This is a genomic window from Streptococcus sp. HMSC074B11, assembly GCF_001808705.1.
GTDB lineage: Bacteria > Bacillota > Bacilli > Lactobacillales > Streptococcaceae > Streptococcus.
Window position 1 is genome coordinate 1 of the sequence record NZ_KV794260.1, and the last position, 15,982, is coordinate 15,982.

General features: G+C 40.3%; 11 protein-coding genes and 1 pseudogene. All 12 read left to right on the forward strand.

The annotated features are described in order from the left end of the window. Positions 1–43: 43 nt before the first annotated feature. A pseudogene (locus HMPREF2619_RS11775) lies at positions 44–406 on the forward strand (GtrA family protein); the annotation flags it as partial. Positions 407–474: 68 nt separating this feature from the next. Beyond that, complete coding sequence (locus tag HMPREF2619_RS03185; RefSeq protein ID WP_148130359.1) at positions 475–2,289, forward strand: DUF6020 family protein; 1,815 nt, start codon at positions 475–477, stop codon at positions 2,287–2,289. A gap of 163 nt (positions 2,290–2,452) precedes the next feature. Then, entirely contained in the window at positions 2,453–5,137 is a 2,685-nt protein-coding gene (locus HMPREF2619_RS03190; RefSeq protein ID WP_070458963.1) for a cation-translocating P-type ATPase, read from the forward strand. Positions 5,138–5,242: 105 nt separating this feature from the next. After that, complete coding sequence (locus HMPREF2619_RS03195) at positions 5,243–5,653, forward strand: peptide deformylase (protein WP_070458965.1); 411 nt, start codon at positions 5,243–5,245, stop codon at positions 5,651–5,653. Positions 5,654–5,698: 45 nt separating this feature from the next. After that, positions 5,699–6,421, forward strand: coding sequence for a peroxide stress protein YaaA (gene yaaA / locus HMPREF2619_RS03200; protein ID WP_070458966.1), 723 nt, complete (start codon positions 5,699–5,701; stop codon positions 6,419–6,421). 140 nt (positions 6,422–6,561) lie between these two features. After that, on the forward strand, positions 6,562–7,848 hold the full coding sequence (locus HMPREF2619_RS03205) for a homoserine dehydrogenase (RefSeq protein WP_070458968.1): 1,287 nt from the start codon (positions 6,562–6,564) through the stop codon (positions 7,846–7,848). Position 7,849: 1 nt separating this feature from the next. Continuing rightward, positions 7,850–8,719 (forward strand): homoserine kinase, encoded by an 870-nt coding sequence (gene thrB / locus HMPREF2619_RS03210; protein ID WP_045763189.1) that lies wholly within the window; start codon positions 7,850–7,852, stop codon positions 8,717–8,719. A 276-nt stretch (positions 8,720–8,995) separates the two neighbouring features. After that, positions 8,996–9,934 (forward strand): peptide-methionine (R)-S-oxide reductase MsrB, encoded by a 939-nt coding sequence (gene msrB / locus HMPREF2619_RS03215; protein ID WP_070458970.1) that lies wholly within the window; start codon positions 8,996–8,998, stop codon positions 9,932–9,934. Positions 9,935–9,983: 49 nt separating this feature from the next. Beyond that, on the forward strand, positions 9,984–11,708 hold the full coding sequence (locus HMPREF2619_RS03220; protein ID WP_070458972.1) for an ABC transporter ATP-binding protein: 1,725 nt from the start codon (positions 9,984–9,986) through the stop codon (positions 11,706–11,708). Position 11,709: 1 nt separating this feature from the next. Further along, on the forward strand, positions 11,710–13,458 hold the full coding sequence (locus HMPREF2619_RS03225) for an ABC transporter ATP-binding protein (protein WP_070458974.1): 1,749 nt from the start codon (positions 11,710–11,712) through the stop codon (positions 13,456–13,458). Between the two features lie 121 nt (positions 13,459–13,579). Then, entirely contained in the window at positions 13,580–14,839 is a 1,260-nt protein-coding gene (locus HMPREF2619_RS03230; RefSeq protein WP_070458976.1) for a TRZ/ATZ family protein, read from the forward strand. Between the two features lie 370 nt (positions 14,840–15,209). Beyond that, positions 15,210–15,947, forward strand: coding sequence for an adaptor protein MecA (gene mecA, locus HMPREF2619_RS03235; RefSeq protein WP_045763194.1), 738 nt, complete (start codon positions 15,210–15,212; stop codon positions 15,945–15,947). Positions 15,948–15,982: the final 35 nt, after the last annotated feature.

Here is a 15,982-nt window from a genome sequence, read left to right on the forward strand (position 1 = left end):
CCACCCGTTAGACGGGTGGTCATGATTTTTTAAATATTTATTATCTTCTCTTTCTTCATTTCTTTTAGATATTGGATTATTTCAGTTATTCCTTTGGAGTTCTTTAGCTGTAGGAATTCATAGAGGAGCATTATTAATCTTACTATCGACTATTTTGGCAAGAGTAATATCATCTTATTTTAATTTTACAATGAATAAGAACTTTGTCTTTAATGGTGAAAAAAGGATTCAGAGAACGATTATGAAATATTATAGTTTGGCTGCTTTTCAAATGTTGTTGTCCGCAGCAATGGTGACAGCTATTTGGAATATGTTATCAGGATCTGAAACTGCCATAAAAATAGTAGTTGATACAATTTTGTTCCTTGCTAGTTATCAAATTCAGAGAAGATGGGTGTTTAAATAGTGTTAAAAATATTCAAGAATCATAGTGATTTGTTTTTAAGTCTAATCAATGCATATTGCTTAACTCTAATGTTAACTTTTAATAGAACTATCCCCATTACTAGCTTAAAAACGTTTTCGGAGTTATTTCAAACAGATGCAACAATTTCTGTAACAATATTTATATTTTCATTATATTTTTTCTCAAAAATAAAGATACCAAAAATAAAAACAAGAGAAAATAGAATAGTGAGTGTATTTGGATTGTTCCTCTCGATTCTTCATATCGTTGGGAGCGATGTTACATACACGCAATCTACATTAAGAGGGGCAGTAAATAAATTTTCGATTGTAGCTTTTTTGCTGCTAGTTGGGATTTCGTTTTTTGCAATAAAATCTTTATTAGGGTTATTAGTGAATTGGTTTTCTCAGCAAAAGTTGAACTCTATTCATGTAGAGCAGAGAAACTATAGAAAAAAACTATATCTGTTAATGCTCCTACCGTTTGTAGCAGTTCGCGTATTATTTTTCTTTATTTTTTTTCCAGGCTCTACAACTTGGGATAGTATGTATATTATTAAGGAAGGGTTAGGATACTGGCCATTAACGAACTCACATCCGTATATATACACGTGGATAGTTAGCTTATTTTCAAAATTAGGCATTAAGTTATTTGGAAGCTTAGGAATTGGTATTTCAATTTTTAATTTTCTTACCTTAATGGTAACATCTGTTATTGTTGTTTTTGTTCTTTATAAATTTTTTGAAATTTTCAATATCAATAAATATTTAAAAGTTGGATTATTTATTTTTTATGCTTTTTTCTCTAATTTTATTGTAATAAGCTTTACTTTATATAAAGATGTTTACTTAGTTGACTTCTTACTTCTGTTTTTCTTATCGATGGTTTTTATCATCTATTTACCTGACCGATTTTTCTCCAGTTCTTATAGCTTACCCTTGTTTGTATTATCTTTCTTAGGGGTCTACATGCTACATAGAAAAGCAGTTATTTACGTATTAGTCGGTGTTATTGTGCTTTTTTTATATAGTAAATTGTATAAGAAACAAATTGCAAAATATGTAATTATTTCAGTCTTGGTAACCTTGCTATTCAATGCATTGGGAACATTTGCATTAAGACCAGAAGCGTCAAAGAAGAAGTACGATTACTTATCATCACGGTTTCAGCAATTAGCGGCAGCGGTTTACTATCATCCTGATAGTTTTACTAAAGACGAATTGGAATTTTATGATTCAACCTTAGGATTGGAGAACAATAAAAATTTTTTGTATTATGAAGCTGATCCTATAAAAGATTTGATGAAAAACGAACAGTTTCAGGGGAAAGAAAAAGAATTCTTTAAAATCTGGTGGAGAGGCTATAAAACTCATCCTAAAACATATATTGATGCAATATTAAACTTATCAGTTTCCTATTGGTATATATATGATACACCAGACAGAGCCTATATATCGAATTACTACCATAATATGTACAAAGGAAAGTACAACTGGTTTGGGGATAAAATTATATATGATAAAGGATTTTCTTTGCCACTATCAGATAGTACAAATAGTAAACTCTATGACAATGCTTATGGAGTACATTGGACCTTTGGTAAACTAGCAGTTCTCGGTGTGTTTTATAGAGCAGGTTTATACACAATCGTATTACTACTGATACTAATGCTGGCTATCTTAAAACGAGATAGAAGACTTTTGCCAATAGTATTTTTTGTTTTATCGATTATTTTAACATGCATTTATTCACCAGTTGTAAATTATTTTAGATATTCTTATGCTTATATGATGATTATTCCTTTATTATTACCTTTATTGTTTTTAAAAAATTCTGAGGAATTGCAGGATGAAAATGATGATTTGTTCTTTGAAAACTTTTGAAATTCTGATATAATAGAACTACTCAAGGGAGTAGCTGGCGGGAAACCGCGATAGTGTCGTCATTACGAATTATTTCCGGCACTATATTAAACAGCGAGACTTGTTTTTTTAAAAAAACAGGTCTCTTTTTTTGTAAAAAGAGGCCAAAAAGGAGGAGACTGTTTTGTCAAAAGAACAAAATAAAGACTTGTTTTACACGCAATCTTCTGAGGAAGTCCTAAAGAATTTGGACTCATCTGTTGAAGGTTTGTCAACTGATCAAGTTCAAGAACGCTTAGCGACTTATGGTCGTAATGAGTTGGAAGAGGGCGAAAAACGTAGCCTTCTAGCTAAATTCCTTGATCAATTTAAGGATTTGATGATTATCATCTTGCTAGCAGCAGCCGCACTTTCTGTAATTACAGAAGGGATGGATGGTTTAACAGATGCCATTATCATCTTGGCCGTTGTTGTCTTGAATGCTGCCTTTGGGGTTTACCAAGAAGGGCAAGCAGAAGCAGCCATTGAAGCTCTGAAAAATATGTCTAGCCCGATGGCCCGTGTTCGTCGTGATGGTCATGTTATTGAGATTGACTCGAAAGAATTGGTACCTGGGGACATCGTCTTGCTTGAAGCAGGAGATGTCGTGCCTGCGGATATGCGCTTGTTTGAAGCAGCTTCTCTTAAAATAGAAGAAGCAGCTCTTACAGGGGAGTCTGTCCCAGTTGAAAAAGATGTGACAGGACTTGTTGAAGCAGATGCAGGTATCGGGGATCGTGTCAATATGGGTTACCAAAACTCAAACGTAACATACGGTCGTGGGATTGGTGTCGTAACCAATACTGGTATGTATACAGAAGTTGGTAAGATTGCTGATATGTTGGCTAATGCCGACGAGACAGAAACACCATTGAAGCAAAGTTTGGAACAATTATCTAAGGCCTTGACTTACTTGATTGTTGTGATTGCCGTGATTACTTTCTTGGTTGGTGTATTCGTTCGTGGTGAACATCCGTTGGAAGGCTTGATGGTTGCGGTTGCTCTTGCGGTTGCTGCGATTCCAGAAGGTCTCCCTGCCATTGTAACCATCGTTCTATCTTTGGGAACAACAACTCTTGCCAAACGTAATTCGATTGTTCGTAAATTACCAGCGGTTGAAACTCTTGGTTCAACAGAAATCATCGCGTCTGATAAAACAGGTACCTTGACTATGAACCAAATGACTGTTGAAAAAGTTTATACCAACGGTCAATTGCAAAGTGCAGCAACAGAAATTGGAGCTAGCAACAATACCCTTCGCATTATGAACTTTGCCAATGATACAAAGGTAGATCCATCTGGCAAGTTGATTGGGGACCCAACGGAGACTGCCTTGGTACAGTTTGGTCTGGACCACAACTTTGATGTTCGTGAAATCTTGAAGAATGAGCCACGTGTGGCTGAATTGCCATTTGACTCTGAACGTAAGCTCATGTCTACCATCCATAAGGAAGCAGACGGTTCTTACTTTATCGCTGTTAAGGGCGCCCCTGACCAATTGCTCAAGCGTGTGACTCGTATTGAAGTCAATGGGGAAGTTCGTCCAATCACAGAAGAAGATAAAAATGCTATCCTTGCAACTAACAAAGAATTGGCCAAACAAGCTCTTCGTGTCTTGATGATGGCTTATAAGACAAGCAATGAAATCCCAACCTTGGAATCTGAAATTGTTGAATCTGATCTCATTTTCTCTGGTTTAGTCGGCATGATTGATCCTGAGCGTCCAGAAGCTGCAGAAGCTGTTCGTGTCGCTAAGGAAGCTGGTATCCGTCCAATCATGATCACGGGTGACCACCAAGATACAGCAGAAGCTATTGCTAAACGTCTTGGAATTATCGATCCAAATGATACAGAAGACCATGTCTTCACGGGTGCTGAGTTGAATGAGCTTTCTGATGAAGAATTCCAAAAAGTCTTTAAGCAATACTCTGTATATGCACGTGTATCACCTGAGCACAAGGTTCGTATCGTGAAAGCATGGCAAAAAGAAGGTAAAGTTGTTGCCATGACAGGTGATGGCGTTAACGACGCACCATCGCTTAAGACAGCTGACATCGGTATCGGTATGGGGATTACAGGTACAGAAGTTTCTAAGGGGGCTTCGGATATGGTCCTTGCTGATGATAACTTTGCAACCATTATCGTAGCGGTAGAAGAAGGACGTAAGGTCTTCTCAAATATCCAAAAATCTATCCAGTATCTCTTGTCTGCTAACATGGCTGAAGTCTTCACGATTTTCTTTGCAACCCTCTTTGGTTGGGATGTGTTGCAACCAGTGCACCTCCTCTGGATTAACTTGGTAACAGATACGCTTCCAGCCATTGCTCTTGGTGTAGAGCCAGCTGAGCCAGGCGTGATGACCCACAAACCTCGTGGACGTAAATCTAACTTCTTTGACGGTGGTGTCTTTGGAGCCATTATGTATCAAGGTGTCTTCCAAACGATGCTGGTTCTTGGTGTCTATGGTTGGGCTTTGATTTCTCCTGAACACTCTACTCGTGCAGAAATCCATGCTGACGCATTGACTATGGCCTTTGCAACTCTTGGATTGATCCAATTGCTCCATGCCTTTAACGTTAAATCCGTTTACCAATCGATCTTTAAAGTAGGACTCTTTAAAAACAAGACCTTTAACTGGTCTATCCCAGTTGCCTTCATTCTTTTAATGGCGACCATTATGGTACCTGGATTCAATAAACTCTTCCACGTGTCTCATTTGAGCTTGACACAATGGTTGGTTGTTGCTGTAGGTGCCCTTATGATTGTTGTTTTGGTTGAAATCGTTAAAGCTGTTCAACGAGCACTCGGAAAAGATAAAAACGCCATTTAAGCATTGAAAAGTCATCTTCGGATGGCTTTTTTGCTTTTATATAAGATAAATGTCAATAGATTTTGTGCTATAATCAAGTAGAGAAAAAGATGGAGGAAAGAAGACTTGGAAAAGAAAATCGTAAGAGATATGATATTTTTATCGCAGATATCCCAGACTGCTAGTCAGGAAGATTTACCGCTAGCAAAGGACTTGCAGGATACCCTACAGGCTAATCGAGAAACTTGTGTTGGACTAGCCGCCAATATGATTGGAGTGCAAAAGCGCGTTATTATTTTTAATATCGGCATGATTCCCATGGTTATGTTTAATCCAGTTCTTCAATCCTTTGAAGGGCCATATGAAACGGAGGAAGGATGTTTGTCTTTGACAGGTGTCAGACCGACAACTAGGTATGAGAAGATTACAGTAAGCTACAGAGATATCCATTGGCAAGAGCAAACCATTAGCCTGACAGGTTTTCCAGCTCAGATTTGTCAGCATGAATTGGATCATTTAGAAGGTCGTATTATTTAGGCTCAAATCCTTGGTAGTCATAAAAAAATATGCTACACTAAGACTATGAAAATTCTAATCCCAACTGCAAAAGAAATGAATACAAATGTTCCTAGTTTTGAAGCAAATCCCTTGCGTCCTGAAAGTCAGGCTGTATTGGATGCATTAGCGACATATTCTGCCCAAGAGCTGGAAAGTTTTTACAAAATTTCTGCTGAAAAAGCACAAGAGGAGTATGACCATATCCAGGCCTTGAAAGATGAAACTGCGACAAACTATCCAGCCTTGCACCTCTTTGATGGACTCATGTATCGCAACATCAAACGGGACAATCTCACCAAGGAGGAGCAAACCTATCTGGAGAAACACCTCATGATAACGTCAGCTCTTTACGGTGTGATTCCAGCCTTTGCACCGATTGCACCTCACAGACTAGACTTTTTGATGAAGCTTAAAATTGCTGGGAAAAGCCTGAAAAGTCACTGGCAATCAGCTTATGAAGAGTCGGTGAAGGGTGAAGAACTAATCTTTTCACTCTTGTCTTCGGAGTTTGAAACTGTCTTTCCAAAAGATATCCGTGAAAAAATGGTGACCTTTAAGTTTATGGAAGACAGAGATGGAAAACTTAAAGTCCACTCAACCATTTCAAAGAAAGCTAGAGGTACTTTCTTAACAGCCTTGATGAAAGATCAGGTAACTTCGGTAGAAGAGATTAAAAAGCTCAGTTTTGCAGGTTTTACCTATCGAGACGACCTGTCTAGTGACAAGGAAATGGTCTTTGTAAAATAGATTGAAAATAGCATCTGCTCTTGATTGAATCAGGGCAGGCTTTTTTATGATTTGACGCTTCTATTTTTAGTTCAGAATGGTAGGAATTTTCTCACAATTTTGGTATAATAGGACTATTAGAAAATTTCAAGGAGACAAACATGTCAGTTAAAATTGCTTTACTTGGATTTGGTACAGTAGCCAGTGGTGTACCATTCTTGCTAAAGGAAAATGGAGAAAAAATTGTTCAAGCAGCACATTCAGAAATTGAAGTAGCAAAAGTTTTGGTCAAAGACGATGAAGAGAAAGCACGCTTGCTTGAAGCAGGAAATGATTTTAATTTTGTAACAAATATTGACGAAATTTTGTCAGATAAAGACATCGCGATTGTTGTTGAGTTGATGGGACGTATCGAACCGGCAAAAACATTTATCACTCGTGCCTTAGAAGCAGGGAAACATGTCGTGACAGCAAACAAGGACCTTTTGGCTGTTCATGGTGCAGAATTGCTTGAGATTGCCAAAGCTCATAATGTTGCTCTTTATTATGAAGCAGCTGTTGCGGGAGGAATTCCAATCCTTCGTACCTTGGTTAACTCACTAGCATCAGACAAAATCACTCGTGTTCTTGGTGTTGTCAATGGAACATCTAACTTCATGATGACCAAAATGGTAGAAGAAGGTTGGTCTTATGAAGATGCTTTGGCAGAAGCCCAACGACTTGGTTTTGCTGAAAGCGACCCTACCAATGACGTTGATGGGATTGATGCAGCCTACAAGATGGTCATCCTTAGCCAGTTTGCATTTGGGATGAATGTTAAATTTGAAGATGTTGCCCACCAAGGAATCCGCAATATCACTCCAGAAGATGTGGCAGTTGCCCAAGATCTTGGGTACGTGGTTAAATTAGTAGGTTCTATCGAAGAAACACCTTCTGGAATCGCTGCCGAGGTTACTCCAACCTTCCTTCCTAAAGCTCATCCACTTGCAAGTGTTAACGGTGTTATGAATGCGGTCTTTGTGGAATCTATCGGTATCGGCGAGTCTATGTACTATGGACCAGGTGCAGGTCAAAAACCAACTGCAACAAGTGTTGTAGCTGATATTGCCCGTATCGTTCGTCGTTTGAATGACGGCACCATTGGCAAAGCCTTTAACGAATACCATCGTGACCTTGTTTTGGCTCAGCCAGAAGATGTCAAAGCCAACTACTATTTCTCAATCCTGGCTCCAGATTCAAAAGGGCAAGTCTTGAAATTGGCAGAGCTCTTTAATGCGGAAGATATTTCCTTCAAGCAAATCCTTCAAGATGGTAAGCAAGAAGGCAAGGCTCGTGTTGTCATCATCAGCCATAAGATCAACAAGGCGCAACTTGAAAATATTACAGCAGCTTTGAAGGGTGTAGCTGAATTTGAACTTCTCAACACCTTCAAGGTTTTAGGAGACTAAGATGAAGATTATTGTACCTGCTACAAGTGCCAATGTGGGTCCTGGCTTTGACTCTGTTGGTGTAGCTGTAACCAAGTATCTAGAAATTCAGGTTTGTGAGGAACGTGAAGAATGGATGATTGAGCATCAACTAGGCAAATGGATTCCACGTGATGAACGTAATCTTTTGCTGAAGATTGCTTTACAAATTGTTCCAGACCTACAACCAAGACGTCTGAAAATGATCAGTGATATTCCACTTGCGCGTGGACTTGGTTCTTCTAGTTCAGTCATCGTTGCAGGAATTGAGTTGGCAAATCAATTAGGGAACCTAAAATTAACGGATCACGATAAGTTGCAATTGGCGACTAAGATTGAAGGACATCCTGATAATGTTGCACCTGCTATCTATGGAAATCTAGTCATTGCAAGCTCAGTCGAGGGTCAGGTTTCAGCAGTAGTGGCACCTTTTCCAGAGTGTGCCTTTCTAGCCTACATTCCAAATTATGAATTGCGTACTCGAGATAGTCGTGGTGTCTTGCCTAAGAAACTTTCTTATAAAGAAGCTGTTGCAGCAAGTTCTATCGCCAATGTGGCTATTGCAGCCCTACTGACTGGAGATATGGTCAAAGCAGGCCAGGCGATTGAGAGTGACCTTTTCCATGAGCGTTACCGTCAAGAACTGGTGAGAGAATTTGCGACGATCAAGAAAGTTGCTAAGAGAAACGGTGCTTATGCGACCTACTTGTCTGGTGCTGGGCCTACTGTCATGGTTCTAGCTGAGCCTGATAAGATGCCTAAAATTAAGGCTGAGCTTGAAAAGCAACCGTTCAAAGGCAAACTTCATGATTTGCAAGTAGATACACAAGGCGTTCGCGTCGAAGCAAAATAAACAGAGCAATGGGATGGGGAAACTCTCTATTAGAGGCTTCCTGTCCTTTTTTTGAAAATGAAACATGGGAACTGATACTCAATGAAAATCAAAGAGCAAACTAGGAAGCTAGCTGCAGGTTGCTCAAAGCACTGCTTTGAGGTTGTAGATAAGACTGACGATGTCAGTTACATATATCTACGGCAAGGCGAAGCTGACGTGGTTTGAAGAGATTTTCGAAGAGTATGAAATGTTTCCCGTGTTTATCGACCGATAGACGGTCAAGGAGGATTTGAAATGGCAGAAATATATCTAGCAGGTGGTTGTTTTTGGGGCTTAGAGGAATACTTTTCCCGTATTTCTGGAGTGTTGCAAACCAGTGTTGGCTATGCCAATGGTCAGGTAGAAACCACCAATTATCAACTGATCAAAGAAACAGATCACGCAGAGACTGTGCAAGTTGTCTACGATGAAAAGGCGGTCTCGCTCCGTGAGATTTTACTCTATTATTTCCGAGTCATTGATCCTTTATCTGTCAACCAACAAGGGAATGACCGTGGTCGTCAATACCGCACAGGGATTTATTACAAAGATGAAGAGGATTTACCGACTATCAATACAGTAGTTCGTGAACAAGAACTCCTCATCGGTTGTAAAATTGCAGTGGAAGTGGAGAAGCTTCGCCACTATATCTTAGCTGAAGACTATCACCAAGACTATCTCAAGAAAAATCCTGGTGGCTATTGCCACATTGATGTGAGAGATGCTGAGAAACCACTCATAGATGCCGCCAACTATGAAAAACCGAGTCAGGCAGTTTTAAGAGAAAATTTGTCAGAAGAGTCTTATAGAGTTACCCAAGAAGCTGCTACGGAAGCTCCCTTTAGCAATGCTTATGACCAAACTTTTGAGGAAGGAATTTATGTCGATATCACGACTGGTGAGCCCCTCTTCTTTGCCAAGGATAAGTTTGCCTCAGGCTGTGGTTGGCCAAGTTTTAGCCGTCCTATTTCCAAGGAACTCATTCATTACTACCAGGACTTGAGTCACGGTATGGAGCGTATCGAAGTTCGTTCACGTTCAGGAAATGCTCATTTGGGACATGTCTTTACAGATGGCCCTCGTGAACTAGGTGGTCTCCGTTACTGTATCAATTCTGCATCCTTACGTTTTATCGCTAAGGATGAAATGGAGGAAGCTGACTACGGCTACCTGCTTCCATATTTGAGTAAGTAAAAAGATGGTGGTTTTTCCACCTTCTTCATTTTGGAAATAGAAGGGACACATGAAACACTTACTTTATTACTTTAAACCTTATATCAAGGAGTCTTTCCTAGCGCCCTTGTTTAAGTTGCTAGAAGCCGTTTTTGAACTCTTGGTTCCCATGGTGATAGCTGGGATTGTCGACCAATCTATCCCCAAAAAAGATCAGGGTCATCTCTGGATGCAAATGGGGCTCCTCTTTATTTTTGCGGTTATCGGTGTTTTGGTAGCCTTAGTTGCTCAGTTTTACTCAGCCAAGGCAGCAGTAGGATTTGCCAAGGAGTTGACCAATGACCTCTATCGTCATATTCTTTCCTTGCCCAAGGATAGTAGAGACCGTTTAACGACCTCGAGTTTGGTGACGCGTTTGACTTCAGATACCTATCAGATTCAGACAGGGATCAATCAATTTTTACGCCTATTTTTAAGGGCTCCTATTATTGTTTTCGGTGCCATTTTCATGGCATATCGTCTCTCGCCTGAATTGACCTTTTGGTTTTTGGTCATGGTTGCCATTTTGACCTTTGTCATTGTCGTTTTATCACGTTTGGTCAATCCTCTCTACAGTAGTTTGAGAAAGAAAACAGACCAGCTGGTTCAGGAGACGCGCCAACAGATACAAGGTATGCGTGTGATTCGTGCCTTTGGTCAAGAAAAACGAGAAATTGAACATTTCCAAGTACTAAACCAAGTCTATATGGCTATCCAAATGAAAACAGGATACTGGTCTAGTCTATTGACCCCCTTGACCTATTTGATTGTCAATGGAACTTTGCTGGTAATTATCTGGAATGGTTATATTTCTATCCAGGGAGGCTGGCTCAGTCAAGGTGCCTTGATTGCCCTGATTAACTATCTCCTGCAAATCTTGGTCGAATTGATCAAGCTGGCCATGCTCATCAATTCACTCAACCAGTCCTATATATCAGCCAAGCGGATTGAAGAAGTCTTCGCTGAAAAACCTGAAGATATTCGTTCTGAACTTGATACAGGAAGGGTTTCTGGAAATCAAGTTTTACACGTCCAAGACTTGAGCTTTACCTACCCAGATGCAGCTCAACCGTCCTTGCGAGATCTTTCTTTTGATATGCAGCAAGGGGAAATTCTTGGTATTATCGGAGGGACTGGTTCTGGTAAGTCAACCTTGGTGCAGGTCCTTCTTGGTTTGTACAAACCAGATAAAGGAACAGTGGTCCTCTATCAGGCTGGAAATAGCCCTCAAAATCTTGCTCAATGGCGGTCTTGGATAGCCTATGTCCCTCAAAAGGTTGAACTCTTTAAAGGGACTATCCGCTCAAACTTAACTTTGGGTATGGAAGAGCCTGTCTCGGACCAAGAACTCTGGCAGGCCTTGGAAATTGCTCAGGCCAAGGACTTTGTCAGCGATAAGGAAGGTCAGCTGGACGCAGAGGTTCAAGCAGGCGGTCGAAATTTCTCAGGTGGGCAAAAGCAACGCTTGTCGATTGCCCGAGCAGTTTTGCATCGAGCACCATTTCTCATCTTGGATGATGCGACGTCAGCCCTTGATACCATCACCGAGTCCAATCTTCTGAAGGCCATTCAGGAGAACTTGCCAGATACTAGCTTGATCTTGATTTCCCAACGAACCTCAACCTTGAAGATTGCTGATCAAATTCTCCTTTTAGAAAAAGGGGAGCAATTAGCACTTGGAAATCATGAGGAATTGATGGAGACTAGCCAAGTCTATCGTGAAATCAATGCATCCCAACATGGAAAGGAGGACTAGAATGAAAGGCAAACATGCAAGTCAAACCCTTAAACGATTAGCAAAAGATTTAGCTGGCCATCCCGTCCTTCTTTTCCTAGCTTTCTTAGGAACCATCACTCAAGTGGCTTTATCAATCTATCTGCCAATCTTGATTGGACGTGTGATTGACCAAGTTTTAGTGACGGGCTCATCTCAGGTATTTTGGCAGATTTTCCTCCAGATGATATTGGTGGTGATAGGGAATACGCTGGTACAATGGGCCAATCCCCTCCTATACAACCGCCTCATTTTCTCCTATACCAGAGATTTACGCGAAAAAATCATTGAAAAGCTCCATCGTCTTCCGATTGCCCTTGTAGATAGACAAGGTAGTGGAGAAATGGTCAGCCGTGTCACGACAGATATCGAGCAGTTGGCAGCGGGTCTGAATATGATTTTCAACCAATTTTTCATAGGAGTTTTGATGATTTTGGTCAGCATCCTTGCTATGCTCCAAATCCATCTATTGATGACTCTCTTGGTTCTGCTCTTAACACCTCTATCTATGGTCATTTCACGCTTTATCGCTAAGAAATCCTACCATCTCTTTCAAAAGCAGACAGAGTCTAGGGGTATTCAGACTCAATTGATAGAAGAATCGCTCACCCAACAGAACATTATCCAGTCCTTCAATGCTCAGGAAGAATTTATCGAGAGACTTCATGAGGCAAATGACAACTACGCAGGTTATTCTCAGTCGGCTATCTTTTATTCATCGACAGTAAATCCTTCCACCCGTTTTGTCAATTCCCTTATTTATGCCCTACTAGCTGGTGTTGGAGCCTTGCGCATCATGGCGGGTTCTACTTTGACGGTTGGGCGTTTAGTGACCTTTTTGAACTATGTGCAGCAGTACACCAAGCCTTTTAATGATATTTCATCAGTCTTAGCTGAGTTGCAAAGTGCCTTAGCTTGTGCAGAACGTGTTTATGCTGTGTTGGAAAGTCCGGAGATTACAGAAACTGGTCTTAAAGAATTGAACAGCGACCAAGTCAAAGGAGCTATTTCCTTTAAGCATGTTTCTTTTGGCTATACTCTAGAAAAAATATTGATTAAGGACTTGTCTATTGATATTCCAGCTGGTAGTAAGGTTGCTATCGTAGGACCAACGGGTGCTGGGAAGTCTACCATCATTAATCTTCTTATGCGTTTTTACCCGATTAACTCTGGAGATATTTTATTGGATGGTCATTCCATTTATGACTATACTCGAGCTTCTCTTCGACAGCAGTTTGGGATGGTGCTTCAAGAAACTTGGCTCAAGCAGGGAACCATTCATGACAATATTGCCTTTGGTAATCCTGATGCTAGCCGAGAGCAGGTCATTGCAGCAGGCAAGGCAGCAAATGCGGATTTCTTTATCCAACAATTGCCCCAAGGTTATGATACCAAGCTTGAAAATGCAGGGGAATCCTTGTCTGTTGGTCAGGCTCAGCTTTTAACCATTGCCCGTGTCTTTCTAGCCATTCCTAAGATTCTTATCTTAGATGAGGCGACTTCATCCATCGATACCCGTACCGAGGTGCTGGTTCAGGATGCCTTTTCCAAACTCATGAAGGGGCGAACAAGCTTCATCATTGCCCACCGTTTATCGACCATTCAGGATGCTGATTTGATTCTTGTCTTGGTGGATGGAGATATTGTCGAGTATGGCAATCATGAGGAACTCATGACGAGAAAAGGCAAATACTATCAAATGCAGCAAGCAGCAACTTTTATCCCAGAATAAATGGGAAAGCCATTATAATGCCAATGAACAAACAAGAAAAGTTGCCTTCGGGTGACTTTTTTGTTACAATAGCTAGAAAAATTATCTGGTATGAAAGCTAATTTAGAAAAGGAGCCTAGGGATGAAAGTCTTTCAGCATGTAAATATCGTGACTTGTGACCAAGATTTCCATGTCTATTTGGATGGGATTTTAGCTATTAAAGAATCCCAAATTGTCTATGTTGGTCAGGAAAATCAAGAGATTCTTAAACAAGCAGATCAAATCATAGACTATCAGGGTGCTTGGATCATGCCTGGCTTGGTTAACTGCCATACTCACTCTGCCATGACAGGCTTGAGAGGCATTCGTGACGATAGCAATCTCCACGAATGGCTAGAGGACTATATTTGGCCAGCAGAAGCAGAATTCACACCAGAGATGACTACAAAGGCCGTCAAAGAGGCGCTAACAGAGATGCTCCAGTCTGGAACAACAACCTTCAACGACATGTACAATCCTAATGGAGTGGATATAGCTGAGATTTATGAGGCAGTCAAGGCATCCAAGATGCGTTGTTATTTTTCTCCAACCCTCTTTTCTTCAGACATGGAGACGACTGATGAGACTATAGCAAGAACACGAGCTGTTATCGAGACAATCAAAGGATATCGGGATCCCAATTTCAAGGTGATGGTGGCCCCTCATTCGCCCTACAGTTGTAGTCGAGAATTGTTAGAGGTTAGCTTGAACCTAGCAAAAGAAGAAGATATTCCACTTCATATCCACGTTGCAGAAACAAAAGAAGAGTCAGGCATTATTCTGAAACGCTATGGCAAACGGCCACTAGCCTTTCTGGATGAGCTTGGTTATTTAGACCATAAGGCTGTTTTTGCCCATGGTGTGGAGTTAAATGAAGGAGAAATTACCCGCCTGGCAGATTCGCAAGTCGCTATCGCCCACAATCCTATTAGCAACCTAAAATTAGCTTCAGGGATTGCACCAGTCGTCCAACTTCAAAAGGCAGGAGTACCAGTCGGGATTGCGACTGACTCAGTTGCTTCTAACAATAACCTCGATATGTTTGAGGAAGGACGCACGGCGGCCCTTTTACAGAAAATGAAGAGTGGCGATGCCAGCCAATTTCCAATTGAAACAGCCCTCAAGGCACTGACGATTGAAGGAGCTAAGGTGTTGGGAATGGAAGATGAGATTGGTAGTCTAGAAGTTGGCAAGCAAGCAGATTTTCTCGTCATCCAGCCCCAAGGAAAAATCCATCTCCAACCTCAAGAAAACATGCTCTCTCATTTAGTTTATGCTGTTAAATCCAGTGACGTTGATGACGTATACATTGCAGGTGAGCAAGTCGTGAGAGCTGGGAAGGTACTGACAGTAGATTTATAAGTGATACTCTTTCTAATTTTTTTAAAGCTAGGTCGGTGTCGTCTTGACCTCGTTTGCTCTAACAAGTTCATTGAGTGAGTATTTATTGTGTAGGCTGTATAGAAAAAGAAGACTCTGTAAGGTCTTCTTTTTGTTGCATCATATTTAATTTGAACATTTTTGAGAGGGATAAAGACCTCTATCCTCTTTTAATCTTAGCACGAACTAAGTCAAGCGCATAATGAAGTGTTTTATCTTTGATAATAAAGAGGGTGATGGCGTAATAAGTATTCTATACTAGATAGTAATCGATAACCCAACGCCATTTTTTTTGATAAAATTTTTGAAATCTTGTATAATAGATAGAACTGAAAGTATGAGGTTACGAACTATGAAAATGAAACAAATCAGTGATACGACTTTAAAAATCACCATGTCTTTAGAAGATTTGATGGATCGAGGGATGGAAATCGCAGACTTTCTCGTTCCGCAAGAGAAGACAGAAGAATTTTTCTATGCCATTTTGGATGAGCTAGAGATGCCAGATAGCTTCTTGGATACAGGTATGCTTAGCTTCCGAGTGACTCCTAAGCCAGATAAGGTTGATGTCTTTGTGACCAAGTCTAAGATTGACCAGAATTTGGATTTTGACGATTTGGCAGATCTTCCTGATATGGATGAGTTAGCTAAAATGTCTCCAGATGAGTTTTTGAAAACCTTGGAGAAAACCATGGCAGAAAAAACTAAAGATGATATTGAAGCTATTCAATCTTTAGAACAAGTTGAAAAGGAAGAAGAAGCAGCGCTTAACGAAGCACTTGAAGTAGAAGAAGGAAAAAGAGAACCGTATATCTACTACATCTTAAGTTTTGACAATTTAGCTAGTTTGGTTTCTTTTGCTAAAATGGTTGACTACCAAATGGAAACTTCAGAACTCTATAAGATGAATGACCAGTACTATCTGACAGTCTTAGTTGATGTAGAAAATCAACCTAGCCTTTATCCAGCTTGGTTGTTGGCTCGTATGCGAGAATTTGCGGATGATAGTGATATCAGTCGTTCTGTCCTCCAAGAATATGGGCAACTACTCATCAATCATGATGCTGTCCAAGGACTCCAAAAAGTTTAATCTAGAAAAAGAGGTTGGGACAAAAGATCCCGACC

Bases quoted from the DNA above. Each gene is read 5' to 3' on its own strand.
- yaaA (WP_070458966.1), top strand. From the start codon at position 5,699: ATGAAAATTCTAATCCCAACTGCAAAAGAAATGAATACAAATGTTCCT.
- msrB (WP_070458970.1), top strand. From the start codon at position 8,996: ATGGCAGAAATATATCTAGCAGGTGGTTGTTTTTGGGGCTTAGAGGAA.
- HMPREF2619_RS03220 (WP_070458972.1), top strand. From the start codon at position 9,984: ATGAAACACTTACTTTATTACTTTAAACCTTATATCAAGGAGTCTTTC.
- HMPREF2619_RS03205 (WP_070458968.1), top strand. From the start codon at position 6,562: ATGTCAGTTAAAATTGCTTTACTTGGATTTGGTACAGTAGCCAGTGGT.
- HMPREF2619_RS03185 (WP_148130359.1), top strand. From the start codon at position 475: ATGTTAACTTTTAATAGAACTATCCCCATTACTAGCTTAAAAACGTTT.
- HMPREF2619_RS03225 (WP_070458974.1), top strand. From the start codon at position 11,710: ATGAAAGGCAAACATGCAAGTCAAACCCTTAAACGATTAGCAAAAGAT.
- HMPREF2619_RS03230 (WP_070458976.1), top strand. From the start codon at position 13,580: ATGAAAGTCTTTCAGCATGTAAATATCGTGACTTGTGACCAAGATTTC.
- thrB (WP_045763189.1), top strand. From the start codon at position 7,850: ATGAAGATTATTGTACCTGCTACAAGTGCCAATGTGGGTCCTGGCTTT.
- mecA (WP_045763194.1), top strand. From the start codon at position 15,210: ATGAAAATGAAACAAATCAGTGATACGACTTTAAAAATCACCATGTCT.